Annotated in this window: 22 protein-coding genes; 12 read left to right on the forward strand and 10 right to left on the reverse strand. The window is 71.9% G+C overall.

Features of this window, described 5'->3' with window-relative positions; translation table 11 throughout:
• Positions 1 to 15: 15 nt before the first annotated feature.
• From sigE to ACGFI7_RS34250, 4 genes are all read left to right on the forward strand, one after another.
• Positions 16 to 672 carry an RNA polymerase sigma factor SigE gene (sigE, locus tag ACGFI7_RS34235; protein WP_393412010.1) on the forward strand — a complete coding sequence of 219 codons (657 nt, stop codon included), beginning with the start codon at positions 16 to 18 and terminating at the stop codon, positions 670 to 672.
• A 1-nt stretch (position 673) separates the two neighbouring features.
• Positions 674 to 1,201, forward strand: a complete 528-nt coding sequence (locus tag ACGFI7_RS34240; RefSeq protein WP_393412012.1) for an anti-sigma factor family protein — start codon at positions 674 to 676, stop codon at positions 1,199 to 1,201.
• Between the two features lie 166 nt (positions 1,202 to 1,367).
• The gene (locus tag ACGFI7_RS34245; protein WP_393412014.1) at positions 1,368 to 3,326 is read left to right on the forward strand and encodes a trypsin-like peptidase domain-containing protein; all 1,959 of its coding nucleotides are present in this window, start codon (positions 1,368 to 1,370) and stop codon (positions 3,324 to 3,326) included.
• Between the two features lie 526 nt (positions 3,327 to 3,852).
• Positions 3,853 to 4,209, forward strand: coding sequence for a sec-independent translocase (locus ACGFI7_RS34250; RefSeq protein WP_393412016.1), 357 nt, complete (start codon positions 3,853 to 3,855; stop codon positions 4,207 to 4,209).
• 15 nt (positions 4,210 to 4,224) lie between these two features.
• Here ACGFI7_RS34250 and ACGFI7_RS34255 read toward each other — a convergent pair whose 3' ends face one another.
• The 3 genes from ACGFI7_RS34255 to ACGFI7_RS34265 form a co-directional block, all read right to left on the reverse strand.
• Positions 4,225 to 5,364 carry an Mrp/NBP35 family ATP-binding protein gene (locus ACGFI7_RS34255; RefSeq protein ID WP_393412018.1) on the reverse strand — a complete coding sequence of 380 codons (1,140 nt, stop codon included), beginning with the start codon at positions 5,362 to 5,364 and terminating at the stop codon, positions 4,225 to 4,227.
• A gap of 203 nt (positions 5,365 to 5,567) precedes the next feature.
• Positions 5,568 to 6,035 carry a DUF1003 domain-containing protein gene (locus ACGFI7_RS34260; RefSeq protein ID WP_393412019.1) on the reverse strand — a complete coding sequence of 156 codons (468 nt, stop codon included), beginning with the start codon at positions 6,033 to 6,035 and terminating at the stop codon, positions 5,568 to 5,570.
• Position 6,036: 1 nt separating this feature from the next.
• Complete coding sequence (locus ACGFI7_RS34265) at positions 6,037 to 7,236, reverse strand: magnesium transporter MgtE N-terminal domain-containing protein (protein WP_393412021.1); 1,200 nt, start codon at positions 7,234 to 7,236, stop codon at positions 6,037 to 6,039.
• 97 nt (positions 7,237 to 7,333) lie between these two features.
• On the opposite strand from ACGFI7_RS34265, the gene ACGFI7_RS34270 reads away from it, so the two are divergent.
• On the forward strand, positions 7,334 to 8,296 hold the full coding sequence (locus ACGFI7_RS34270; RefSeq protein WP_393412023.1) for a DMT family transporter: 963 nt from the start codon (positions 7,334 to 7,336) through the stop codon (positions 8,294 to 8,296).
• Here ACGFI7_RS34270 and ACGFI7_RS34275 read toward each other — a convergent pair.
• On the reverse strand, positions 8,233 to 8,625 hold the full coding sequence (locus ACGFI7_RS34275) for a hypothetical protein (RefSeq protein ID WP_393412025.1): 393 nt from the start codon (positions 8,623 to 8,625) through the stop codon (positions 8,233 to 8,235). The two genes, ACGFI7_RS34270 and ACGFI7_RS34275, sit on opposite strands and share 64 nt — an antisense overlap.
• Positions 8,626 to 8,667: 42 nt before the next feature.
• Between ACGFI7_RS34275 and ACGFI7_RS34280 the strand changes: the two genes are divergently transcribed.
• Positions 8,668 to 9,609 (forward strand): HpcH/HpaI aldolase/citrate lyase family protein, encoded by a 942-nt coding sequence (locus tag ACGFI7_RS34280; RefSeq protein WP_393412027.1) that lies wholly within the window; start codon positions 8,668 to 8,670, stop codon positions 9,607 to 9,609.
• On the opposite strand, the gene ACGFI7_RS34285 is transcribed toward ACGFI7_RS34280, so the two are convergent.
• Positions 9,606 to 10,151, reverse strand: a complete 546-nt coding sequence (locus tag ACGFI7_RS34285; RefSeq protein ID WP_393412029.1) for a DUF6529 family protein — start codon at positions 10,149 to 10,151, stop codon at positions 9,606 to 9,608. The two genes, ACGFI7_RS34280 and ACGFI7_RS34285, sit on opposite strands and share 4 nt — an antisense overlap.
• Entirely contained in the window at positions 10,148 to 10,885 is a 738-nt protein-coding gene (locus ACGFI7_RS34290; RefSeq protein WP_393412030.1) for a hypothetical protein, read from the reverse strand. Before ACGFI7_RS34290 ends, ACGFI7_RS34285 begins: the two co-directional genes overlap by 4 nt.
• A gap of 99 nt (positions 10,886 to 10,984) precedes the next feature.
• Between ACGFI7_RS34290 and ACGFI7_RS34295 the strand changes: the two genes are divergently transcribed.
• Together ACGFI7_RS34295 and ACGFI7_RS34300 are read left to right on the forward strand one after the other, a co-directional pair.
• Positions 10,985 to 11,977 (forward strand): CPBP family intramembrane glutamic endopeptidase, encoded by a 993-nt coding sequence (locus ACGFI7_RS34295; protein WP_393412032.1) that lies wholly within the window; start codon positions 10,985 to 10,987, stop codon positions 11,975 to 11,977.
• Between the two features lie 348 nt (positions 11,978 to 12,325).
• Complete coding sequence (locus tag ACGFI7_RS34300) at positions 12,326 to 15,811, forward strand: hypothetical protein (protein ID WP_393412034.1); 3,486 nt, start codon at positions 12,326 to 12,328, stop codon at positions 15,809 to 15,811.
• A 14-nt stretch (positions 15,812 to 15,825) separates the two neighbouring features.
• Here ACGFI7_RS34300 and ACGFI7_RS34305 read toward each other — a convergent pair whose 3' ends face one another.
• Positions 15,826 to 16,221 carry an NUDIX hydrolase gene (locus ACGFI7_RS34305; protein ID WP_393412036.1) on the reverse strand — a complete coding sequence of 132 codons (396 nt, stop codon included), beginning with the start codon at positions 16,219 to 16,221 and terminating at the stop codon, positions 15,826 to 15,828.
• 74 nt (positions 16,222 to 16,295) lie between these two features.
• On the opposite strand from ACGFI7_RS34305, the gene ACGFI7_RS34310 reads away from it, so the two are divergent.
• From ACGFI7_RS34310 to ACGFI7_RS34320, 3 genes are read left to right on the forward strand one after another with little or no spacing between them, the layout of a single operon-like run.
• Entirely contained in the window at positions 16,296 to 16,922 is a 627-nt protein-coding gene (locus ACGFI7_RS34310; RefSeq protein WP_393412038.1) for a DUF6758 family protein, read from the forward strand.
• Between the two features lie 49 nt (positions 16,923 to 16,971).
• Entirely contained in the window at positions 16,972 to 17,688 is a 717-nt protein-coding gene (locus tag ACGFI7_RS34315) for an MBL fold metallo-hydrolase (protein WP_393412040.1), read from the forward strand.
• 1 nt (position 17,689) lies between these two features.
• Entirely contained in the window at positions 17,690 to 18,802 is a 1,113-nt protein-coding gene (locus tag ACGFI7_RS34320) for a PD-(D/E)XK nuclease family protein (RefSeq protein ID WP_393412042.1), read from the forward strand.
• 109 nt (positions 18,803 to 18,911) lie between these two features.
• Here ACGFI7_RS34320 and ACGFI7_RS34325 read toward each other — a convergent pair whose 3' ends face one another.
• Both ACGFI7_RS34325 and ACGFI7_RS34330 read right to left on the reverse strand, forming a co-directional pair.
• A complete protein-coding gene (locus ACGFI7_RS34325) occupies positions 18,912 to 19,781 on the reverse strand; it encodes an alpha/beta fold hydrolase (protein WP_393412044.1) in 870 nt (289 codons plus the stop codon).
• Between the two features lie 527 nt (positions 19,782 to 20,308).
• Positions 20,309 to 22,243, reverse strand: a complete 1,935-nt coding sequence (locus ACGFI7_RS34330; protein WP_393412046.1) for a DEAD/DEAH box helicase — start codon at positions 22,241 to 22,243, stop codon at positions 20,309 to 20,311.
• Between the two features lie 349 nt (positions 22,244 to 22,592).
• On the opposite strand from ACGFI7_RS34330, the gene ACGFI7_RS34335 reads away from it, so the two are divergent.
• Positions 22,593 to 23,237 (forward strand): ferritin-like fold-containing protein, encoded by a 645-nt coding sequence (locus ACGFI7_RS34335; protein WP_393412048.1) that lies wholly within the window; start codon positions 22,593 to 22,595, stop codon positions 23,235 to 23,237.
• Positions 23,238 to 23,292: 55 nt separating this feature from the next.
• Here ACGFI7_RS34335 and ACGFI7_RS34340 read toward each other — a convergent pair whose 3' ends face one another.
• Entirely contained in the window at positions 23,293 to 23,526 is a 234-nt protein-coding gene (locus tag ACGFI7_RS34340; RefSeq protein WP_393412050.1) for a DUF3107 domain-containing protein, read from the reverse strand.
• Positions 23,527 to 23,599 lie beyond the last annotated feature (73 nt).

Here is a 23,599-nt window from a genome sequence, read left to right on the forward strand (position 1 = left end):
ACAAAACCAGGCACTATGGCGGTAGCGGTGGTCCCAGAGAGAGGAGTTCTGGTGGACGAAAGTGACCACCAGGCCGATACTCCCATGTCCCATGTCTCCAACGCGGCGCGCGAACCCGAATGGACCCCTCCCAGCTGGGAGGAAGTGGTGCGGACCCACTCCGCGCGGGTCTATCGCCTGGCGTACCGCCTCACCGGCAACGTCCACGACGCGGAGGACCTCACCCAGGAGGTCTTCGTCCGGGTCTTCCGCTCGCTGTCCAGCTACACCCCCGGCACGTTCGAGGGCTGGCTGCACCGGATCACGACCAACCTGTTCCTCGACATGGCGCGGCGCAAGCAGCGCATCAGGTTCGAGGGGCTCGCCGACGACGCCGCCGAGCGGCTGCGAGGTCGCGAGCCGTCGCCCGCGCAGGCCCTGCACGACGCCCACCTCGAGCCGGACATCCAGGCCGCGCTCGACGCGCTCGCCCCGGAGTTCCGGGCCGCGATCGTGCTGTGTGACATCGAGGGGCTGTCTTACGAAGAGATCGCGGCCACGCTCGGCGTCAAGCTGGGAACGGTCAGAAGCCGGATTCACCGTGGCCGGGCACAGTTGCGCGAGGCGCTCGACCATCGAGCACCCCGCAATTCCCAACTCCCCCCGCCCGTAACTCGTGGGGAGGAAGTCTGACATGGCTCACCTTGGAGAACGCGTTTCAGCGCTCGTCGACGGCGAACTCAATCACGCCGAGCGAGACAGGGCGCTGGCCCATCTGACCTTCTGCGCGGACTGCAGACGAGAGGTGGAGTCGGTGCGGGCGCTCAAGTCGCGCCTGCGCTCGCTCGAACATCCCGCCCTGCCGGCGGACCTCACCATGTCGCTGCTGCGCATGGCCGAACCCGGCGGCCCGCTGCCGCCCAGGGAGCGGCCTTTCCCTACCCGCACGTTCGAAGGGGTGCCCATCCCGGGGCCGCACAGCATCGCCCCTTTGGACAACAGGCCCCGCAGGAACGCCACTGGTGGCGCCGCCTCGGGCCCGGGCCGCGGGACTAGGCGGCGCAGCACGTACGTGGCGGTCGGCTTCGTGTCGGCGGCCGTGGCGCTCGGCACCTTCTTCGCCGTCTCCGGCGCCGGACAGAACACTCAGGCCCCGCCGGTCGAGCTCGTCAAGCGGGTCCAGCCGACGCCGACGGGCGCTCCTTCCACTGCCACTCCTTGATAGCGATCCCGACTGGGATACTGGTGATGGCGTAGTCCATGGCGTGAGGGGCATACGATCTGGGATCGGGATATGTCAGGAGAATCCGGCTGACAGTTGCTTTACAGCACCCGTATGCCGATCAGGCCATGATTGCGGTGTCGTGAGCAAGGAGTGGTGAGAGTAGATGACCGACGAGACGCGCCGCGAAGGACGCACGCCGTCGGGAAACCCTGAGCCACAGGGCCGGCCGGAGTTCCTGCCCGCCGGTGAACAGCCGGCCGAGCGGCCGCCGCCCAACGGCTGGGAAGACTCCGGTGACACTTCCGTGTTCGGCGGCTCCCAGTCCCACGACGACCCGCGTCCCTACGACCCGTCCGTCCCGCCCCCGCCCTTCGGCTACCCGGGCGCAGAGGGCCCGGCTCACGGCGAGCAGCCCCGGTTCGGCCCCCCGGGCGGTGAAGGCCCGTCCTACGGCGAGCCGTCCCGACCCGGCCCTGAAGGTCCGTCATACGGTGAGCCCTCCCGTTTCGGCGGTGAGGGCCCGGTTCAAGGGGAGCCGCCCCGGTTCGGTCCCCCTGGTGGAGAAGGCCCGCAGTACGGCGGCGCCGGCGAGCAGCCCCGATTCGGCGGCGAAAGCCCGTCGTACGGCGAGCCTCGTTTCGGTGGTGAAGGTCCGTCGTACGGCGAGCCTCGTTTCGGTGGTGAAGGTCCGTCGTACGGCGAGCAGTCCCGTTTCGGCGCTGAAGGTCCGGCGTACGGCGAGCCGTCCAGGTTCGCCCCTCCGGGTGGCGAGAACCCGCAGTTCCGCGCCCCCGGCGGCGAGCGCACCTACGGGACCGCCGAGTGGCCGTTCTTCGGCAACCCCGGCGGCGAGCGGCGCCCCGGCTCCGCCACCAACCCCAGCGGCGAAGGCCCGTTCGGCCCCGGCGGCCCGCCGCCGCCACCGAACGCCCTGCCCATGGGCGCCAACTGGGCGCCGCCGCCCGGCGCCACCAGAGTCGCACCGCCCAGGCGAGGCCCCAGCACGCCCGTGATGCTCGTGGTCGCGCTGGCCATCGCGCTGATCGCGTCCGGACTCGGCAGCGTCGGCACCTACCTGCTCACCCGGCCGAGCGGCGACACCACCGACCCGTCCTACAGCCTCGGCCCGGTCCCCTCCGGCAACGTGCAGCGCGCCCCCGGCTCGGTCGCCGGCGTGGCCTCCCGGGTGCTGCCCAGCGTGGTCTCGCTGGAGGTCGGCAACGGCAGCAACACCGAGGGCGCCTCCGGCTCCGGGTTCCTGATCAAGAACGGGTACGTGGTGACGAACAACCACGTGGTCGCCCTGGCCGCCAAGGGCGGCGAGATCCGGGTCATCTTCAACAACCGCAAGACCACCACGGCCCAGATCGTCGGCCGCGACCCCGGATCCGACCTCGCGGTGCTCAAGCCGGAAGAGACGTTCGGCACCCCCGAGATCACGCTCGGCAACTCCGACCAGGTGGTCGTGGGCGACCCGGTCATCGCGATCGGCTCGCCGCTGGGCCTCACCGGCACCGTCACCACCGGCATCGTCAGCTCGCTCAACCGGCCGGTCATCGCCGGCGACGAGAGCGGCGGGAGCGGCGAGGAGACCGCCTACATCAGCGCCATCCAGACCGACGCCGCCATCAACCCCGGCAACTCGGGCGGCCCGCTCGTCAACGGGCGCGGCGAGGTCGTCGGCGTCAACTCGGCGATCGCCACCCTCAGCAGGTCCATGGCCAGCCAGAGCGGCAGCATCGGCCTCGGCTTCGCCATCCCGGTCAACCAGACCCGCCGCGTCGCCGAAGAACTCATCACCACGGGCAAGGCCAAGCGGCCCAAGATCGGCATCGTGCTCGACACTGAATACCGCGGCGAGGGCGTCCGCATCGCCTCCGGCAACCAGAACGGCCGCCCGCCGATCGACAAGGGCGGTCCGGCGGAGAAGGCCGGGCTCAAGCCCGGCGACGTCATCCTGGAAGTCGACGGGCTGCGCCTGCAGGACGGCAACGAGCTCATCGCGCTCATCCGGAGCAAGGCGCCGGGCGCGAAGATCGCCATCAAGTACGAGCGCGACAAGCAGGAACACACCGCCACCCTGGTGGTGAGCGCCGACGCCCCCACCCCGACGCCGTCATGATGTCCCTGCGTTCGTGCGGGCCGCCGTCGCGACCTGCTCGTCCGTGAGGGCGGTAAAGACTTCTTGGGGAACCCCCTCGGGTGCGGCGCCGTGATGCATGCCTTCGGCCTGCTCAGCCCGCCGTAGGGGGGGTGGGACGCGGGGGAAGCCAGGTCCGGTGCGGAGCTTCTCCGGTCCCGTGGGGTAGTGAAGACTTTTGGGGAACCCCCTCGGGTGCGGCGCCGTGATGCATGCCTTCGGCCTGCTCAGCCCGCCGTAGGGGGGGTGGGACGCGGGGGAAGCCAGGTCCGGTGCGGAGCTTCTCCGGTCCCGTGGGGTAGTGAAGACTTTTGGGGAACCCCCTCGGGCGCGGCGCCGTGATGCATGCCTTCGGCCTGCTCAGCCCGCCGTAGGGGGTGGGACGCGGGGCCGGGGGGTGGGGGTGGGGAATTGTCCCTGGGGAGGAGACCGAGCTACCCGGTAGAGCCCTTAGTCTGTGGGATAGCCGGGGTTGTCCCCCGGGGCGGTTGACTGCTTGGAGCTGACGGTGTTCGGACTTGGCTGGCTGGAAGTCGGTGCGCTGATCATTATCGCGCTGCTGGTCTTCGGTCCGGAGAAGCTGCCGCAGGCGGCCGCCCAGGCCGGCAAGACCCTGCGCAACCTGCGCCGCATGGCCAACAACGCGCGTGACGACCTGCGGGCCGGGCTGGGCCCGGAGTTCTCCGACTTCGACCCGGCCGACCTCAACCCGCGCAACTTCGTACGCAAGCATCTGCTCGAAGAGGACGACGACTGGAAGGACAAGCCGGCCGCCGCCGAGCTGGAGCCCGTTCCGGCCCCCGTCCCGGTGGGCGGCGAGCTGGGCGTGGGCGAGATCCCCCCGTACGACAACGAGGCGACCTGACCCACGCCCGAGGCGTCAGGACCGGTTGGGCGCGAGGCCGAGCTGCATGCCCTTGAGGCTGGAGGAGCGCTTGCTCAGCGAGGCCGCGATGGTGCGCAGCTCCGTGGCCGCGGGGGAGTCGGGGTCGGTGAGGACCAGGGGCTTGCCCTCGTCGCCGCCCTCACGCAGCCGCAGGTCGATCGGGACCTGACCGAGCAGCGGCACCCGCGTGCCGAGGATGCGGGTGAGCGCGTCGGCGACCGTCTGACCACCGCCCTCGCCGAAGACGGCGATGCGCTCGTCGCAGTGGGGACAGGGCAGCCAGGCCATGTTCTCGATGACGCCGGCGATCTGCTGGTGGGTCTGCGCCGCGATGGAGCCGGCCCGCTCGGCCACCTCGGCGGCGGCCATCTGCGGGGTGGTGACGACCAGGATCTCGGCCCCCGGCAGCCGCTGGGCCACCGAGATGGCGATGTCGCCGGTGCCGGGCGGCAGGTCGAGCAGCAGGACGTCCAGGTCGCCCCAGTAGACGTCGGTGAGGAACTGGTGGAGCGCCCGGTCGAGCATCGGCCCGCGCCACACGACGGGGGTGTTGCCCTCGGGCTTGAACATGCCGACCGAGATGACCTTGATGTCATGGGCCACCGGCGGCATGATCATGTCTTCGACCTTGGTGGGCCGCTCGGCCGCGCCCAGCATGCGGGGGACGCTGTGGCCGTAGATGTCGGCGTCGACGATGCCGACCTTCATCCCGTTGGCGGCCATCGCGGCGGCGAGGTTGACCGTCACGGACGACTTGCCGACGCCGCCCTTGCCGCTCGCGACCGCGAAGACGCGGGTCAGCGAGCCGGGCTTGTTGAACGGGACCTCCTTCTCGGGGCCCCGGTCGCCGCGCAGCTTGGTCTGCAGCTCCTTGCGCTGCTCCTGGCTCATCACGTCGAGCTCGAGCTCCACGGCGCTGACGCCGTCGAGCTTGGCGACCGCGGTCGTGACGTCGCGCCGGATGGTGTCCTTCATCGGGCAGCCGGCCACCGTGAGGTAGACGCCGACGCGCACCGTGCCGTCTGCGGCGATGTCGACGCCCTTGACCATGCCTAGGTCGGTGATCGGGCGGCGGATCTCGGGGTCGATGACGGTGGCGAGAGCGGCCGTCACCTGGTCCTGGGTTGGTGCCATCGAAGTCTCGGCACGCCCGGTGAGGGGGTGCCGTCCCTCCTTTGCCGGTATATGTGTGACAGGCGCTGGACGCCAGTTGAGGATGCCCCTCCATGGTATGAACCCGGGGGGCGGTCCGGTTAATCCAGCAGGGTTCATCGGGATCCGAGCAACGTTCCAAGGTTACTGCGTGGTTCTCCCGGTGGACGAGGGCCCGTCGGCCGTCAGCCTCGCTGCTTGAGCTCCTCGCCCAGTCGTTGCAGCTCCGAGCGCAGGTAGTCGCGGGTCGTCACCTCGCCGACCGCCAGCCGCAGCCCGGCGATCTCGCGGGTGAGGTACTCGATGTCGGCGCGGTTGCGCTCGGCCGTCTGCCGGTCCTGCTCGTACTGGACGCGGTCGCGGTCGTCCTGCCGGTTCTGCGCGAGCAGGATGAGCGGGGCCGCGTAGGAGGCCTGCAGCGACAGCATGAGCGTCAGGAAGATGAACGGGTACGGGTCGAACTGGAGCCGGGCCGGGACGGCGACGTTCCAGCTCACCCAGACCGCCACGAACACGCTCATGTAGACCAGGAAGCGCGCGGTGCCGAGGAACCGGGCGATGCGCTCCGACAGGCGGCCGAAGGCCTCGGGGTCGTAGTGCGGGCGCAGCGAGCGGCGCAGGTCACGGGGTTGGTCCAGGCGTTCGGTGGTCAAGTCAGAGCCTCTCGCGCCAGTCATGGGGGAGCAGGTGGTCCAGGACGTCGTCGACGGTCACCGCGCCGACGAGCCGGTTGTGCTCGTCGACGACCGGGGCCGCGACGAGGTTGTAGACCGCCAGGTAGGCGGCGACGTCGGGGAGCGGCAGTTCGGGCCGGATCGGGTCGATCGACGGGTCGATGACGTTGCCGAGCAGGGTGGAGGGCGGGTCGCGGAGCAGCCGCTGGAAGTGGCTCACGCCGAGGTAGCGGCCGGTCGGGGTCTCGTTGGGCGGCCGGGTGATGAACACCTGGGCCGCCACGGCGGGGGTCAGCTCCTTCTGCCGGATGTGCGCGAGCGCCTCGGCGACCGTGCTGGTCGGGGGGAGGATGACCGGGTCGGTGGTCATCAGGCCGCCGGCGGTGTCGTTCGGGTAGGTGAGCAGCCGCCGCACCGGGGCGGCCTCCTCCGGCTCCATCAGCGCCAGCAGCGCGGACGCCTGCTCCGAGGGCAGGTCGTGGAGCAGGTCGGCGGCGTCGTCCGGGCCCATCTCCTCCAGCACGTCGGCGGCGCGCTCCGGCTCCAGGGCGCCCAGGATGCCGATCTGGTCGCCGGGCGGCAGCTCCTCCAGCACGTCGGCGAGCCGGTTGTCGTCGAGCGCGCGGGCGACCTCCTCGCGCCGCTTGCCGGACAGCTCGTGCAGGGCGCTGGCCAGGTCGGCGGCGCGCAGCGACTCGAACGAGGCGATCAGCCCGGCGGCGCCCTGGTCGGCCTGGAGGATGTCGAAGCCGGCCACCTCGCCCCAGTCGACCACCCGCGCGTCGCGCCGCCGCCTGCCCCGGTGGACCGCGATCTGGGTGACCTGCCACTCGGCGGGCTTGATCTCGGCGATGGCCACGTCGTAGACGGTCATCTGCTCGCCGTCGACCCGCACGGTCAGGTCGAGCATCTCGCCGATCACCAGGGTCTCCAGGGGCCGCTGCTCGAACCGGCGGACGTTGAGCTTGCCCGTGAAGATCACCGCGCCCGCCTCGATGCCGCGCACCCGGGTGATGGGCAGGAACACCCGGCGGCGCGGGCGGACCTCGACCACCATGCCGTGCACCCGGGGCGGGCGGGCGCCGCGCAGGCCCACCACCACGTCCCTGATGCGGCCGATCTGGTCGCCCGCCGGGTCGAAGACCGGGGTGCCCGCCAGCCGGGCGACGAAGATCTGCACGTCAGCAGGCTAACAGCGCCGTCGCGTTGCGCCGCGGACCCCGGACATGTCAGTATCAAACCTGCGCAACGGTGATTACGGATTGACGGGGGTTCGCGTGCGCTACGTGGGACTCGCGATGGCCTTCGTGTCCTCGCTCTGCTTCGCCTTCTCCGGCAACATGGCCAAGTACCTCAACGAGGTCGGCCTGGCGCCGCTGGAGGCGGTGTGGGTGCGGATGGCGGGCGCGGGGGTGCTGCTGCTCGCTGTCCTCGCCGTGGTCAAGCCGTCGGCGCTGCGGATCGCCCGCTCACGGCTGCCGTTCTTCGGGGTGTACGCGGTCGTCGCCGTCGCCGGTGTGCAGTCACTGTACTTCGCGGCCATCACCCGGTTGCCCGTCGGGATCGCCCTGCTGCTGGAGTTCATGGCGCCGGTGATGGTGGTGGCGTGGGTGCGGATCGTGCGCAAGGTCCGCCTGGCCAGGGCCGCCTACATCGGCGCCGTCGTGGCGGTGGCCGGGCTGGCGATCGTGGTCGAGGCGTGGCAGGGCATGCGGCTGGACGCGCTCGGGCTGATCCTGGCGCTGCTGGCCGGCGCGTGCGCCGCCGGATATTTCCTGATGAGCGATAGCTTCGCGGACGACGTCGACCCGCTCGGCCTGATCGCCTGGGGCATGACCGGCGCCGCCGTCGTGCTCGCGCCCATCGCCCGGCCGTGGGACATCTCGTGGGACGCCTTCACCCTGACCGCCGCGCCCGGCGGCGCCACCCCGCTCCCGGTGCTCGGCGCGTACCTGTGGATGGTGGTCGTCGCCACCGTCCTCGCCTACATCCTCGGGGTGAACGCGGTGCGCAGGCTCTCGGCGGCCGTGGGCGCGACCGTCGCCACGCTGGAGGTCATCTTCGGCTCGATCATCGCCTGGGTGCTGCTCGGGCAGACGCTCGGCGCGTACCAGATCGTCGGCGGCCTGATCGTGCTGTCGGGCGCGCTGCTGGCGCAGACCGCCACCATCAGCCGTCAGGCGGCGCCCGCCGATCCGGCCGCGGCCACGGGCGTGAGCCGCACCACCGTCGACTCCTGAGCCCAGCGCCCGGGCAGGCGCTCGCTGTCGCGGGCGTTGAGCCGCTCCTTGGCCAGCACGGCCACCACCTCGGGCTCGGCCGCCTGCTCGACGACCGACACGGCGGCGTCGAACACCACCAGCCGGGCCCCGTTGTCCTTGCTGCGCAGCGTGACCCGTACGCTCTCCAGCCCGGTCAGGCCCGGCAGCGCCTGCTCCTCGCCGCCGGTCACCAGGTAGATCGCGCCGTCGTGCCACGCGTGCCAGGCCAGCCGCGGCCGGTCCAGGTCGAGCCAGAGGATGCCGGACTTCTTGGCGCCCTCCTCGATTGCCAGGGTGTTGTCGGTCACAGCACGAATGTAACCGGCCGCGGTGCCGTTACGGTGTGGCTCATGTTGCGTTCGCGTAGATCCGTTCTGGCCGTGCCCGGCAGCAACCCCCGGTTCCTGGAGAAGGCCCGCGGCCTGCCCGTCGACGAGGTGTTCCTGGACCTGGAGGACGCGGTCGCGCCGCTGGCGAAGGAGGAGGCGCGGCGCAACGTGGTGGGCGCGCTGCGCGAGGGCGGCTGGGACGGCAAGACCGTCGCGGTGCGGGTCAACGACCTGGCGACGCAGTGGGCGTACCGGGATGTCATCGAGGTCGTCGAGGGCGCCGGAGACAGGCTCGACTGCCTGATTCTGCCCAAGGTGCAGGACCCGACCGAGGTCGTGTGGCTCGACACGCTGCTCACCCAGATCGAGAAGGCCATGGGCTACGAGCCGGGCCGGATCGGCATCGAGGCGCAGATCGAGAACGCCCGCGGGCTGGTGAACGCCGACGCCATCGCGGGCTCGTCCGGGCGGCTGGAGACGCTGATCTTCGGGCCGGCCGACTTCATGGCCTCGATCAACATGCGCACCCTCGTCGTGGGCGAGCAGCCGCCCGGTTACGAGGAGGGCGACGCCTACCACTACATCCTGATGCGCCTGCTCATGGCCGCCCGCACCCACGACCTGCAGGTCATCGACGGCCCCTACCTGCAGATCAAGGACCTCGACGGGTTCCGCAGGGCCGCCCGGCGCTCGGCCGCGCTCGGCTACGACGGCAAGTGGGTGCTCCACCCGCTGCAGGTCGACGCGGCCAACGAGGTGTTCTCGCCGCCCCAGGACGACTACGACCGCGCCGAGCTCATCCTCGACGCGTACGAGCACTACACGACGGTCGAGAAGCGCGGCGCGGTCATGCTCGGCGACGAGATGATCGACGAGGCGTCCAGGAAGATGGCGCTGGTCGTGGCGGCCAAGGGACGGGCCGCCGGGCTGAAGCGCACCACGAGCTTCAGCCCGGGGAGCTAGACCTTCAGCCCGACCGCGGTGAAGAACCAGAACGACGAGGTCAGCCAGAGGCCGACCAGCGCGGTGAACGCCAGCCCGCCGATCACCGGCAGGGTCCAGCCGGGGGTGTTCTCCTTGCGCAGGGCCAGCATCTTGGTGACGAACACGCCGTAGAAGAAGCAGCCCAGCAGCGAGTGGATCATCACCCGCGGCACGTCGTACTGCAGGCCGAGCGCGTACAGGCAGTGGAAGGCCACCGGGATGGTGAGCAGGAACGCCAGCCTGCCCGACCACCGGTGGACCCCGTCGGGGATCCGCACCCCGAGCTTGCCCCACATGGACAGGGCGGAGACGACCTGCACCACGGCCAGCGCCGCCGCGCCCGTGGTCAGCCAGACCTTCATCGGCAGCGCGGCCGAGAAGCCCGCCACGCCGACGGCGAAGCCGGTGGGGGTGTGCGCGCGCCCGTACACGCCGAGCGCGATCATGATCACGGCGCCGGCCAGCAGCGGCACCAGCAGCGAGACGGAACTGCGCGGCGGGGTGCGGTGGATGGCGGTCATCGCATCTCCTCGATGAAGCCGTCGACGTCCTCGGGCGTGACGGCGGTTCCGTTCACGGTGACGGGGCTGGTCGGGTCGTCGCCGTCGATGCGCGGGACCTCGACCGGCTCGCCGTCGCGAGAGGCGGCGCCCACCTGCGTGTAGCCGCCGTTCGGGTCCTCGACCACGATCCAGCCCGCCTGGAACTTGGCGCCCCTGACGAGGGCGCTGGCGCGGTAGAGGCCCGAGGGCTTCTTCGCGGTGCTCGCGACGAAGCTCCACTTCTTGCCGCCCACGGCGACCTGGCCCTCGGCCTTGCCGCCACCGAGCTCGGCCTTGACCGTGGCCTTCCCGTTGACGCCCTTCAGCGCCAGGTCGGCACTGCTCGCGTCTCCCTTGAACCAGGCCTCGGTCCTGCCGTCGCAGAAGTATCCGATGGCCCTGCCGTCACGGATCGAGATGGCGATGAGGCCGCCGTTGCCCTTCACCCGGCCGGCGTAGTCGGCCTTCTCCGGCACGGGAGGTGCCGTCTCCTCGAACGTCGGCGTCTCACTGGGCGAGGGCTCGGCCGCGGCCGTCGCCTCGCTGGCTTCAGGTGCTTCCGTCGCGTCGGCGGATTCGGGTGCTTCCGTCGCCTCGTCGGCGGTGGCGACGGTCTGATCGGCCGCCGGTAAGGCGGTGATGCTGGCGACGCCAAGTCCCGCGGCGAGCACGGCGCCCGCCGCCAGGGTGACGATAGGTCCCAGCCTTGACATGGCTTGCTCCCAGGGTCGACATGCGTACGCCTTCGAGCATCCGCCGAAAAGGGCGGGCCGTCTGTGAACTATTGCGCACCGGACGGACAGAATATGGAGATGCAGGAGAATCCTGAGCCTTCCATCGGCCCGTACGGCCCACCGCAGGGGCCGCCCGCGTATGTGCCGTATCCGCCGCCGCAGTCCTGGTTCGTGCCCGTGCCGCAGGACGCACGGTACGACCACCTCGCCAGGACCCCGGTCAACCGGATCTGGCGCCAGATCGTCGGCACCCTGATCGTCGCCGCCGGGTTCTTCGTCATCGGCACGATCGTGCTGCTGGCCGGGACGATCCTGGGGGTGGTCCTGGGCATCCCCGCGCCGGGTCCCGGCCAGATCTCCGGCGATCCGGTGTACGGGATGGTCGAGCTGCTGCTGTCGATCGCGGCCGTGCTGCCGCTGGTGTTCGGCGTGGCCGCGCTGGTGCAGCGGCGGCGGCCGGGCACGCTGTCGTCGGTGGCCGGGCGGCTGCGCTGGTCGTGGCTGCTGATCTGCGTGGGCGTGGCCGTGCTCTCGATGGTGCTGGCCCAGATCGCCCAGGTGGCCCTGCTGGTCGGTACGGGGGAGCAGACGGACGACATCTTCGGCTGGACGGGGTGGGAGCGGTTCCTGCCGGCGCTGATCGTCATCATCCTGCTGGTGCCCTTCCAGGCGGCCACCGAGGAGTACATCTTCCGCGGGTGGCTGCTGCAGGCGTTCGGCGCGCACCTGAGGAACCCGTGGTGGGGCATCGTGATCAGCTCGGTGCTGTTCGCGTCGCTGCACGGATACCAGTGGGCGGGCCTGCTCGACGTGTTCACGTTCGGCCTGGCCATGGCGTTCCTCACGGTGTGGACCGGCGGGCTGGAGGCGGCCATCGCGCTGCACGTGATGAACAACATGGTGGCGTTCGGCATCAGCGCGGCGGCCGGGCAACTGGACGAGGCTCTGGACCAGGCGTCGGTGCCGGTGCCGTGGCAGTCGCTCGTGGGAACGGTCGTGCAGCTCGGGGTGTTCATTGTTTTGGTGCTCTATCTAGCCAAAAAGCGGTCAATCAGTACTAACGCCGGATAAATCGCCCGCAGGGTGTCAGGAATCTCGCTAGAGAGGTCTCGCCATTCCGGCTCCGGCGTGCTGGTCTGGTTCTGTGGAGTTGGCGGTACGAGGTGAGGGGTGATCGTTTCGGACCGGCGGGGTAGGAGTAGACGTTGTGCGAGCGATCCTGTGGCGGGTGCCAGGGGAAGGGGCGCGAAGGTCGAAATAAGCCCATTTACTGCACATTTGCGGCCGAGTCACGCTTGGAACGGTCCCTCCGTTTCCATCGGTTCCGTTGAGCGCAGCCGCCCAGACCCGATCTCGCCCCCGTCGAGCGGACCGGCCGCTTCCGTCCCGCTCGACCTGTCCGACTAGGAGGTACGGCGCGTGGCCTCCGGCGCCAGTGACCAGCAACGGCAGCCGCCGGACGATCCTCGTCCCGGCGACGCCACAGCCCCGGACTCACCCCCCGCCGACGACCCCACCCCGGCCCCCGGCCGCACAGACCCGTCCACCGAAGGCCCGGCCGGAGGTTCCCCCGCGGGCGCGCACCGGGCCGACCCCGTCCGCGAGCCGCGCATCCGGCACAACCCGCCAGGGCCGACGGACGACCGGGCGCGTGGTTTACCGCTGACCTCGCCCTGGGGGATGCCGCCGTTCGCCGCGCCCACCCCGGAGGACGACACCCAGGAGGTTCCCCGGGGCCGCCGCCCCTACAGCTCCCCCACCGCCGAGCCCGAGGTCGAACCCCGGCCGCGCCGGCGCATCGTCGACCGCCCCGACAAGCTCGTGGCCAGCGGCCCCCCGCGTCCCGTCCCCGCACCGGCGTCCAGAGACTCCGAGCCTTCCCCGCCCGGCGAGGGGGCGGGGAAGGACCTCGGTCCTCCCCAGGACACCGTCCCGCCGACCGGCGACACCGCCGTCCAGCCCGCCGACGACGTCCCGGGCCCGGTCGAGGACCCTTCCGACGTCCGCGGCCGCAGAGACGCCCGTACGGCCCCGTACGGCATCACCCACCAGCCCTCACGCCCCGCCGACCCGCCGGACCGGGCCCCGGCCGGTGAGGAGGTCGACGAGAACGCGGGCGACCCGCCTCCCCGGCGTGACCGGCCCTACGTGAGAAAGCTGGCCGATTCCGGATGGTTCACCCGGCCCGAACGGCCGAGCGAGGAGTTCTCCGGGGAGCACGCCGCCGTCCACGGTGCCGCGGCGGGTGCCGGGGCTGCGGGCGGGGACCGTACGGGAAAGCCGGTCGCCGACGACCCGGACGAGCCCGTACGCGACGGGGACGAGCCCGGACGCGACGCTGACGAGGCCGCGCGCCACGAGGACGAGCGCGTACGCGATGAGGACGGGCGCGTACGACCCGAGGACGAGCCCGTACGGCACGAGGACGAGCACGTACGCCTTGAAAAAGAGCCCGTACGCGACATCGGCGAGCCCGTACGGGACGCCGACGAGCCCGTACCGGGCGCTGACGAGCCCGTGCGGCGCGTCGGGAGGCCTCCGGGAGGGAGGCCGACCCGGCCGGACCTGCTGGTCGCCTCAGGCCCCGAGCGGGCCGCAGGGAGCGGCGGGCGACACCAGCGGGGTCCCGCGCCGGCGGCGGTGCGGCGGGCGAGTCCCGTGCGGCGGCGGCGCAGCCCCGCCGTGCCGATGGCCGTGGCGGTGGCGATCGCGCTGCTGGTGGCCGCCGGGGTGCTGGTGTGGCAGTGGCGCGGCCCCGACGAGGTCCAGCTCAGGCTCGCCACCGGCACCGGCAGGGACGGCGACGACCTGTTCACGGTCCCGGCCGCGGCGCAGGGCACCGACCAGAAGCTCAACGACCTGGCCGCCGACGGCCGCGCCGTGGTGGTCGTGGGGAGCGACACCACGAGCCCGACGCCCAGGCCGCTGTTCCTCTACTCGGCCGATGGCAAGAAGTGGCAGCTCGGGCGTGTCACCGGCGCGAGCACGCCCATCGTGCAGCGGGTGGTCGGCGGCGACGGCCGCTGGCTGGCCGCCGGCGGCGACGGCGTGCGCGAGAACGGCCTGTGGGCCAGCGCCGACGGGCTCAACTGGCAGGCGGTCGGCGGCGGCGCGGCGTTCAGGGACGGCGACCTGATCCACGACATCGCCAGGACCGGCTCCGGGTTCGTCGCGGTGGGGAAGGCGGCGCTGCGCGACGGCGGCGCGGGCCCGGCCGCCTGGCACTCCGCCGACGGCCGCACCTGGGAGCGGGTGGAGACCCGCGGCCTGGAAGCGGGCGAGATCCGGGCGGTGGCGGCCAGGGGCGACTCGGTGGTGGCCATGGCCAGGCCCGCGCAGGGCGACGGCTCCCGCGTCATCAGGTCCGCCGACGGCGGCCGCACCTGGCAGGCGACCGGCTTCCAGCTCCCCGAGGCGACGCCCAAGCCGGGTTCGCTGGCGGTGGCGTCGAAGCGGTTCGTGCTGGTGCCCGGCAGGCAGCGCACGATCACTGGTGATGTGCGGGTCTACTGCTCGCCCACCGGGGCGGAGTGGTCGCAGTGCGGCACGATCGACGGCCTGCCCGCGGCCAGCCCAGGCGTGGAGCGCCTGGTCTCGTACGACGGCGGCGTGGCCGCGGTCAGCCAGGCCGGGATCGGCTCGTACGCGGTGCTGACGAGCACGGACGGCCGTTCCTGGAGCGAGCGGACCGGCATCGGCGACCTGGGCGGGGCGACGCTGCGCGGGTTCGCCCTCACGACGGGCGGCACCCTGTACGCGGGCGGCGACCGCGCCGTCTCGGACGTGCACAACGAGCCGGTGCTGATGGCGGCGCCCCAGCGCGGCAAGCCCGTCCGCGTACGGCTCGACCAGGTCGAGGGCCTGACCAGGATGGCCCGCGAGACGAGCGGCCTGGCCGGTCACGACGGCCGGTACGTGGCCGTCGGCTCGGCCGCCGGGGAGGCGGGCGTCTGGACCACTCAGGACTGGAAGGACTGGACGTCCATCGGGCTCGGCGGGCCCAGGCGGCAGCAGCTGAACGACGTGGCCTACGGCCGCCGCGGCTGGCTCGCCGTGGGCGCCACCCAGGCCGACCTCCAGGTCACCGAGCCGTTCCTGGTGAGCTCAGGCGACGGTCGCGCCTGGAAGAAGGTGCCGCTGTCGGACGACCTCGCGAGGCCGGGCGATCACCCGTACCTGGACGTGCGGGCGGTCGCGGCGGGCCCCGGGGGTTACCTGCTCGCGGGCGAGGACCGCGGGCCCGCGGGCACCGTGGCGGCCGTCTGGTTCACCCCTGACCTGCGCGCCTACACCCGCTCGGCGCGGCTGCCGCAGGGCGGCTCCGGCGTGCGCCTGCATGACGTGGCGGCCACTCCCACCGGGTACGTCGCGGTCGGCGGCGCGGGCGCGGGCGGGAACGAGAGCGGCGTCGTCTGGGTGTCGGAGGACGGGCTCAACTGGACGGCCAGGGAGCGGGTCTCCCCGCCGGACGCGTCGTCGGCCGGGCTGCGCCAGGTGGCGGCGTACGAGGACAAGCTGGTCGTCATCGGCACGGCCCAGAGCATGTCGGGCACGTCCCGGGCCTTCTCCGCGGTCTCCGAGGACGACGGCGTCACCTGGGAGACGTCCTGGCTGCCCGCGGATCAGGCGGCGGGCGTGCACGACCTGGCGGCGGCCCCGCAGGGGCTGGTGGCGGTCGGCTGGCACGGCGCGCGGGGCGAGGGCGACAGCGCGGCCTGGACCTCGCAGGACGGCCTGTCGTGGAGCCGGCTGGACCTGAAGGAGGACCGCCTGGCGGGACCGGGCGCGCAGTGGCTGGCCGCGGTCACCATCTCCGGCGAGGAGGTGGTGGCACTGGGCCGCTCCACGACCTACAGCGCCGACCACCTCATCCTCTGGACCTCATCACTCACCGCCGGCCGCTGACCCGGCGCGGCCCTTCACCCCGGAAGGATCTGCCAGGACCGCAGGTTGTCGAGCAGGCCGGCGGTGAGGGGCAGGCCCGCGAGCTCGTCCGCCGCGTACCAGCGGGCGTCGGTGGCGTCGTCGCCCGCCACCAGCGCGCCGCCGACCACGGTGGCGCGATAGTCGCGCACCGCGTACGTGACGCCGCCGGGAGCGGGGAGGTCCACCGTGCCCGCCAACGGCCCGACGGCGACCTCCAACCCTGTCTCCTCCAGCACCTCGCGGCGCACCGCCGCGGCATCGGACTCGCCGGGCTCCACCCGGCCACCGGGAATCGACCAGCGCCCGGCGCCCGGAGGACGCCCTCGCCTGATCAGCAGAAGGCGGCGCGCGTCGTCCAGAACGATCGCGCCGACACAATTTACGCGCACCTGACCAAGATTACGACGTGACAACGGACTGCGGCCTTGACGGGGCGGTGCCCGAAGAAGCACCGTGGGTAGCTGTGAGAGCGGCTCCGACCTGCCCACGGTGTTTCGGCCAACTGCACGCGCCGAGCGTGTGGTCGAGCGCCTGGCGTTGCGACGCGCACGGTGACGTCCTGCCCTTCCAGCCGCCCAGGCCGCCTTCGGAGACGGCCGCGGAGGCGATGCGCAAGACGTCGCTGGTGCCGGTGTGGCTGCCCTGGCCCCTGCCGTCCGGATGGCTGGTGACCGGGTTCGGCGAGGTGGGCGACGAGCGCAAGGGAGTACGGGCGAGCCTGGTCGCGCTGTCCGGGCCGTCCTTCCTGGAGGGTCCCGCCGACATCGTCGTCATCGCGGAAGAGCCCGGCGTGGGGATCGGCGCCGCGTACGCGGGCCTGGCGGGGGCCGACCCCGGTGAGGGGTTCGACGCCGGGCCGCCCAACGCCAAGATCGAGGTGATGGGTCACCCCGCTCCGCTCTGGTGCGTCAACGGCGCCTCCGACCGGGCCGTCTACGCCGGCGAGGCGCTCGGCAACTGGCTGTGGACCATCGCCTGGCCCGCCGAGGCGGGCTGCCTCATCGCACTCTCCGAGCTGAGCCTGCTCGACCTGCGCGACCACGACCTCGACATTCCCTTCGGCGCGTTCTCGCCCCGGCTCGAAGACTGATGCCCAACGGGATTCGCTCACCGGTGCGGACGGGCTAGAGTTCGGAGGCGTGACAGCGCGTATCGAGCGAGTGGTGACCGAGGGCCTCGTCGACATCGACGGCACCGAGCACAAGGTCGAGAACAACACCTGGATCATCGGCGACGACGAGGAGGCCATCGTCATCGACCCGGCCAGGGACGCCGAGAAGATCCTGGAGCAGGTGGGCGACCGCGAGGTGCTCGCGGTCATCTGCACCCACGGCCTTCCCGACCACGTCGGCGCCGCCATCGAGGTGGCGGCCAGAGACGAGGCGATCGTCGCCCTCCACCCCAAGGACAAGCCGCTCTGGCGGGAGACCTGGACCGAGACCTGGCCCGACATCGACATGGAGGACGACGGCATCTTCCAGGTCGCCGACGTCCAGCTCGACGTCATGGAGACGCCCGGCGTCACGCCCGGCGGGGTCTCGCTCTACTGCGAGGGCCTCGGCGTGGTCTTCTCCGGCAAGACGTTGCAGGCCGACGGCCCCGGCAAGCTCGGCGGCGAATACCCGCGCCTGGCCGACCAGCTCACCGCCATCGGCGGGCGGCTGTTCACGCTGGCGGGCGAGACCCGGGTGCTGCCGGCCCACGGCGAGGAGGTCACCATCGGAGACCTGGAGCCGCACTTCGACGACTGGATCGGCGGTTCGCTGACCCGCGTCGAGACCGAGCCCGCGGAGGAGGGCCCGCTGACCGACGGCACCAAGGCCGCCCGCATCAGGCTCGACTCCGGCGACGAATAGGGTGTACGACCAGCTCCCGCTGGATGGGATGCCGCGGCGGCTCTACTCCTGCACGCCGTCGCGGTTGAACGCGTGGCTCGACTGCCGCCGCCGCTACCGGTTCACCTACCTGGACCGGCCGCAGCCGTCGAAGGGTCCCGCCTGGGCCCACAACAGCGTGGGAGCGAGCGTCCACAACGCGCTGGCGGCGTGGTGGCGGGAGCCGTACGAACGGCGCACGCCGCTGACGGCGGCCGTCCTGCTCACCAAGGGCTGGATCACCGAGGGGTTCAGGGACGAGGCCCAGTCGGCCCACTGGCTCGGCCGCTCCCGCGACCTGGTCTCGGGGTACGTGGCCACGCTCGACCCGTCGGACGACCCGGTCGGCGTCGAGCGCACGGTGGCCACCCGCACCTCGGTCATCGCCGTCTCGGGCCGCATCGACCGGCTCGACCGGCGCGGCGACGAGTTGGTCGTGGTCGACTACAAGACGGGGCGGCGGCCGCTCTCCCAGGACGACGCGCGCTCCTCGCTCGCGCTGGCGATCTACGCGGTCGCGGCGTCCCGCATGATGCGCACCCCGGCCCGCGCCGTCGAGCTGCACCACCTGCCGACGGGCGAGATCGTGCAGTGGCGCCACACGGACGAGTCCCTCGGCCGTCATCTGCGGCGGGCCGAGGAGATCGGCCTGGAGGCGGCCGACGCCGACGAGCGCTACCGGGCGGTCATGGGCGAACCCACCCAGCCCAAGCGCCCCCGGGGAAAGCCCCGGGACAACGCCGCTCAGAGCCCTCAGAGCCCCGCACCGGGCGCGCAGGCAACCGGACCGGGCACGTACGGGGCCGCGCAGAAAAGCGGATCGGGCACGTACGCGGCCGCGCAGGAAACCGGATCGGGCACGTCCGGGGCCGTGCAGGAAGGGGCGTTAGGCGCGCAGGGGAGCGCGGCCGCTGGGCCCGCTCCCGAGCGGCGTGACAGGCCCTTCGTGAGCCCGCCGCGCGTGCCCGCCGAACTGGACGCGGTGTTCGCGCCGAACCCCGGCCCCATCTGCGGCTGGTGCGACTTCCGCCGCCACTGCCCCGAAGGCATGACCGCCGCCCCCGAACACCGCCCCTGGGACGCCCTGGCCGAGTGACGCATCGAACGAGCGGCCCGGTCAGTGGACCGGCACCGGCTCGCCCCTCCGTCACGCGACTTCCCCCGCTTCTCTGCGCTTCCGAGCCCGAGACGATGAGGACGAGCGGTCAAGGATGGCGGCTCTCCGCCGTGTTCCAGAACCTGATGAGCGCCGCCGCCGTGGTCTCCGGCGCCTCCACCGCAGGAGAGTGGGCCGCGCCCGGCACCACCACGCAGTCGGCGCCCAGGAGTGCCGCCATCTCCTGCTGGGTCTCGGCCGGCCAGCCGTCGTCGTGCTCCCCGTACAGGACCAGCGTGGGGATCTCGACCTCGCGCAGCTCGTCGGTGCGGTCGCGCATGGACACCACCTCGTCGGACATGGTCGCCAGGCCCGTCGGCGAGTTGGACAGCAGCCGCTTGCGCAGGAACGCCAGGATGTCGTCGGGCACCCCCGCCGCGAGCGCCTCCGGCTCGAAGCCGGCGTGCCACACGTGCTCCAGCCCTGAGACGGGGATCGTGCGCACCAGCCAACCCGCGTGCTCGGCACGCCTGCCGGTGATGCCCGCCGGGCCCGAGCCGAGCAGCGTGAACGAGGCGAACTTGGTGCGGCCGTCGATCACCGCCTCGCGTGCCACCAGGCCGCCGAAGGAGTGGCCCACCAGATGGACCGGCTCCCCGTCGCCGATCTGCTGGGCGAGCGCGTCGGCGTCGGCGCCGAGCTCCGCGCAGGTGTAGGCGCCGGGGTCGTCGGAGCCCGGCGTCTCGTACTGGCCGCGCAGGTCGGCGGCGAGCACGCGGCGCCCGGACAGGGCCAGGGTCTGCAGGACCGCGATGAAGTCTTCCTTGCTGCCCGTCAGGCCCGGGAGCAGCAGTGCGGGCCAGCGTTCGACCACGCCGGTGGCCGGCAGCGCCTCGAGGGCCGCGAACGTCCCCCGGGCGGTCTCGACCTTGCGTGGGGTGACGCCAGGAGGCAGGTGCAGGAATCGCGGCGTACTCACGTGGGGCAACAATACCCAGAGCTCACCAGGTCAACACCGGCGAACGCGTTACGCCGGTGCAAGCAGGGGAACCGCCGCCTCAGCCCCTCCCAAACCCACCCAAAAGCCCCACGACATGCCCGAACACGAAGGAAGCGGGCATGCCCCCGTAGGGAAGGGGCACGCGCCCTGATGGCCTGTGGGGAGGCCATGCGAAGGCGCGCCCCTTGGTGCCGTGCGAAAGGCGCATCCCCTGATGCTCGTACGGGAGAGCGTCTCCTGATCCCTGTACGGGAGGACGCGGGAAGGGACGAGCACCCTGACGCCCGTACGGAGCGCGCACGAGAATGCGTTCCCCGGATGCCCGTACGGAGCGTGCACGAAGGTACGTCCCCCCGATGCCCGTCCACCTGAGGCGCGGAAGAGGCGCGCACCCTGGTTGCCCGCACGGGGCGCGCACGAAAGGTGCGTCCCCCCGATGCCCGGACACCTGGGGCACGGAAAAGGCGCGCACCCTCAGCAGGGTGCGCGCCTTCTCAGATGAGTCGTCAGCCGGCGCGACGGCGGTTGCCGCCGCCGCGGTTGCCGCCGTTGTTGCGGCGTGCCTGCTTGCGCTCCGTGGCGGCCGACGGCGCGATGTCGTCGTCGTCCGTCGCCAGGTCAGGTGACTGGAAGATCACCGTGAACGGGCTCGCCGGGATGATCCGCTCAGGCTCCTGCCGCGGCGGGGCCGAGAACTGCGGCTCGCTCGACGGGGCGGAGAACCCGCCGCGCGCCGGCGGCGTGAACTCGGCCTCACGCGACGAAGCCTCGTGCGAGGAAGCCTCACGCGAGGGAACCTCACGCGACGGAACCTCACGGGACGGAACCTCACGGGACGGAACCTCGTGCGCCGGGGCCGAGGACACCCGGCGCGACCGCGTCGGGCGCTCCTCGCCGACCGGAGCCTCCCGCCGAACCCGCACGGGAGTGTCTTCCCGCGGCGGGGCCGCGACGGCCTGCTCCTGAGGCGCGACGACGCTCGCGACCGGCTCGACCACCTGCTCGGCGACCGGTTCCGCGACGGCGGACCGGCGGGTGCGGCGGCGCGGCTCGGCCACGGCCGCCACCTCCTCCGCGCTGATGATCGCGGGAGTCTCCTCCTGCTGCTTGCTGGAGCGACCGGTCACGTGCTCGACCTCCGGCGTCTCGACGGCCGGACCGGCCGCAGTCTCTTCCGCGGGCTTGCCGCCACGGGTGCGGCGGCGCTGGCGGGTGTTGCGGGGGGGACGCTCCCGCTCCTCACGCTCTTCGCGGCGACGACCGCGCCCGCGAGGCCGTCCCGTCTCGCCGAGGTCCTCGATGCGCTCCGCCGACAGGCCGGCGCGGGAACGGCTGGCGTGCGGCAGCACGCCCTTCGTGCCTTCGGGGATGGCGAGCTCGGTGTAGACGTGCGGCGAGGTGGAGTAGGTCTCCTCGGGCTCCGGGAAGTCGAGGCCGAGCATCTGGTTGATCATCTTCCAGCGCGTCAGCTCTTCCCACTCCACGAACGTGACCGCGATGCCGGTGCGCCCGGCCCGGCCGGTGCGGCCGATGCGGTGCACGTACGCCTTGTCGTCGGCGGGGCAGTCGTAGTTGACCACGTGGGTGACGTCGTCGATGTCGATGCCGCGGGCGGCCACGTCGGTGGCCACCAGCACGTCGATCTTGCCGTTGCGGAACGCCCGCAGGGCCTGCTCGCGCTGGCCCTGGCCGAGGTCTCCGTGGACGGCCGCGACCGCGAACCCGCGCGTGTCGAGCTGCTCGGAGACCATGTCGCAGGCTCGCTTGGTCTCGCAGAAGACCATCGTGAGCCCGCGGCCGTCGGCCTGCAGCAGCCGGGCGAGGATTTCGATCTTGTCCATCCGGTGGGCGCGCCACACGATCTGGCGCACCTGCGGGGTGGCCTCGGCCTCGCCGCTCTCGATCTCCGCGCGCACGTGGGTGGGGCGGCTGAGGTACTTGCGGGAGAGCGAGACGATCTCGCCCGGCATGGTCGCCGAGAACAGCATCGTCTGCCGCTCCGCCGGGATCAGCTTGAAGATCCGCTCGATGTCGGGCAGGAAGCCCAGGTCGAGCATCCGGTCGGCCTCGTCCAGAACCAGGGTGGTGACCTGGCTGAGGTCGAGGTGCTTCTGCTTGACCAGGTCGAGGAGTCGTCCGGGGGTGCCGACGATGACGTCGACGCCCGCCTTGAGCGCCTCGACCTGCGGCTCGTACGCGCGCCCGCCGTAGACGGTGAGCACCCGCGAGCCGAGCTTGCCGGCGGCGGTGACGAGGTCCTCGCTCACCTGGGTGGCGAGCTCGCGGGTCGGCACGACGACCAGCCCGCGGGGCTTCTTGCGGTTCTTGCGCGGCTTGCCGATGCTCTGCAGCATCGCGATGCCGAACGCGTAGGTCTTACCGGTGCCCGTGCGGGCCTGGCCGATCAGGTCTTGACCGTTCAGCGCGAGCGGAAGGGCCATCTCCTGGATCGGGAACGGTGTGGTGATGCCCTCGGTCTCGAGGGCATCGGCGATTTCTGGTGTGACTCCGAGGTCTCGGAAAGTCGTCAGCGTGGCCTGCCTCAGTCTCAAATGAAGGCGGGCCTGCCGGGACCGACGGGCGGAAATCCGACTCCGTGCTTGGGTCCTCGCGGTAGAGCCAGCCCTCTCGCGTCATTACGACCGCGCACCCGGGGATCGGGGGATTCGGGGGAGAGACCCCCGAATGTACACAGTGCGGTCGCACTTTCTCAGAGCAGTGTACTCGATAGCACAACGCTGACCAGGCTTACGTATGTTCCCGAAGATTCCCGCAAGTACGCTGCCATGCATGAACGAGTCTCCTGGGGTCGTCGACCTGCTCGGCGTCCTGGCCTATGCCGAGCTGAGCGCCTTCACGAGGATGACCGAGGACGCCGCCACTCTGGCGCCGACGCTCGCCGACCGGACGGCGCTGTGCGAGCTGGCCGTCGCCGAATATGAGCACTTCAGGCTCTTGTACGACCGGCTGCGGGAGCTGGGCGCCGACCCGGAGCGGGCGATGCAGCCGTTCGCCGAGGCGCTGGACGCCTGGCACACCCAGACCACCCCGGCCGACTGGCTGCAGGCTCTGGTCAAGGCTTACGTGGGGGTCGGCATCGCGCTCGACTTCTATCGTGAGGCGGCCCGCCGGCTGGACCCGTCGATCGCGGAACTGGTCGACGAGGTGCTGGCGGACGAGGGGCGCGCGGAGTTCGCGGTCGAGCGCGTACGGGCCGGTCTGGCGGCGGATCCGGTGGCGGGCGGGCGGCTGGCGCTGTGGGCCAGGCGGCTCGTCGGCGAGGCGCTCAGCCAGGGCCAGCGGGTCGCGGCGGCCCGACCCGAGCTGGCCACCATGCTGGTGGAGTCGGGCGAGAACGACCAGGCGGAGATCTCCCGCCTGTTCGCCAGGCTGACCGAGGAGCACGGCAAGCGGATGGCGGCCCTCGGCATCTGAACGGCGACGCCCGGGGCCGCGCCCGAGCAGGCGCGGCTCGCGGGCGGGTGGCGACCTACAGAGTCCCTCCGAAGCCCACGGGACGCGACTCGTCTTCGCCGATCTCCAGGAAGCCCAGCGATGCCACCGGCACCACCACCCGCCTGCCCTTCACGTCGGTGATGGCGAACACGCCACGATCGGCCGCGAGGGCCTGCCTGATCTCCTCCTCGACCTGCTCGGCCGACAGGTCGGTCTCCACAACGAGCTCACGGTGCACCGAACGCACGCCGATCTTGATTTCCATCATGCTCCCTTTCAACGGGGCCGGGCTCCCCTCATGGTCGCCGCTCAGCGGCGGAAAAACGCAGCTGATCGCGCGC

Origin of the sequence: Nonomuraea sp. NPDC048826 (assembly GCF_043198225.1) — a bacterium.
Taxonomy (GTDB): domain Bacteria; phylum Actinomycetota; class Actinomycetes; order Streptosporangiales; family Streptosporangiaceae; genus Nonomuraea.

Excerpts from the sequence above, each read along its gene's own strand:
- ACGFI7_RS34340 (WP_393412050.1), bottom strand. The coding sequence starts at position 23,526 with ATGATGGAAATCAAGATCGGCGTGCGTTCGGTGCACCGTGAGCTCGTT.
- ACGFI7_RS34295 (WP_393412032.1), top strand. The coding sequence starts at position 10,985 with ATGCAGGAGAATCCTGAGCCTTCCATCGGCCCGTACGGCCCACCGCAG.
- ACGFI7_RS34285 (WP_393412029.1), bottom strand. The coding sequence starts at position 10,151 with ATGACCGCCATCCACCGCACCCCGCCGCGCAGTTCCGTCTCGCTGCTG.
- sigE (WP_393412010.1), top strand. The coding sequence starts at position 16 with ATGGCGGTAGCGGTGGTCCCAGAGAGAGGAGTTCTGGTGGACGAAAGT.
- ACGFI7_RS34290 (WP_393412030.1), bottom strand. The coding sequence starts at position 10,885 with ATGTCAAGGCTGGGACCTATCGTCACCCTGGCGGCGGGCGCCGTGCTC.
- ACGFI7_RS34330 (WP_393412046.1), bottom strand. The coding sequence starts at position 22,243 with ATGGCCCTTCCGCTCGCGCTGAACGGTCAAGACCTGATCGGCCAGGCC.
- ACGFI7_RS34240 (WP_393412012.1), top strand. The coding sequence starts at position 674 with ATGGCTCACCTTGGAGAACGCGTTTCAGCGCTCGTCGACGGCGAACTC.
- ACGFI7_RS34245 (WP_393412014.1), top strand. The coding sequence starts at position 1,368 with ATGACCGACGAGACGCGCCGCGAAGGACGCACGCCGTCGGGAAACCCT.
- ACGFI7_RS34335 (WP_393412048.1), top strand. The coding sequence starts at position 22,593 with ATGAACGAGTCTCCTGGGGTCGTCGACCTGCTCGGCGTCCTGGCCTAT.
- ACGFI7_RS34255 (WP_393412018.1), bottom strand. The coding sequence starts at position 5,364 with ATGGCACCAACCCAGGACCAGGTGACGGCCGCTCTCGCCACCGTCATC.
- ACGFI7_RS34280 (WP_393412027.1), top strand. The coding sequence starts at position 8,668 with ATGTTGCGTTCGCGTAGATCCGTTCTGGCCGTGCCCGGCAGCAACCCC.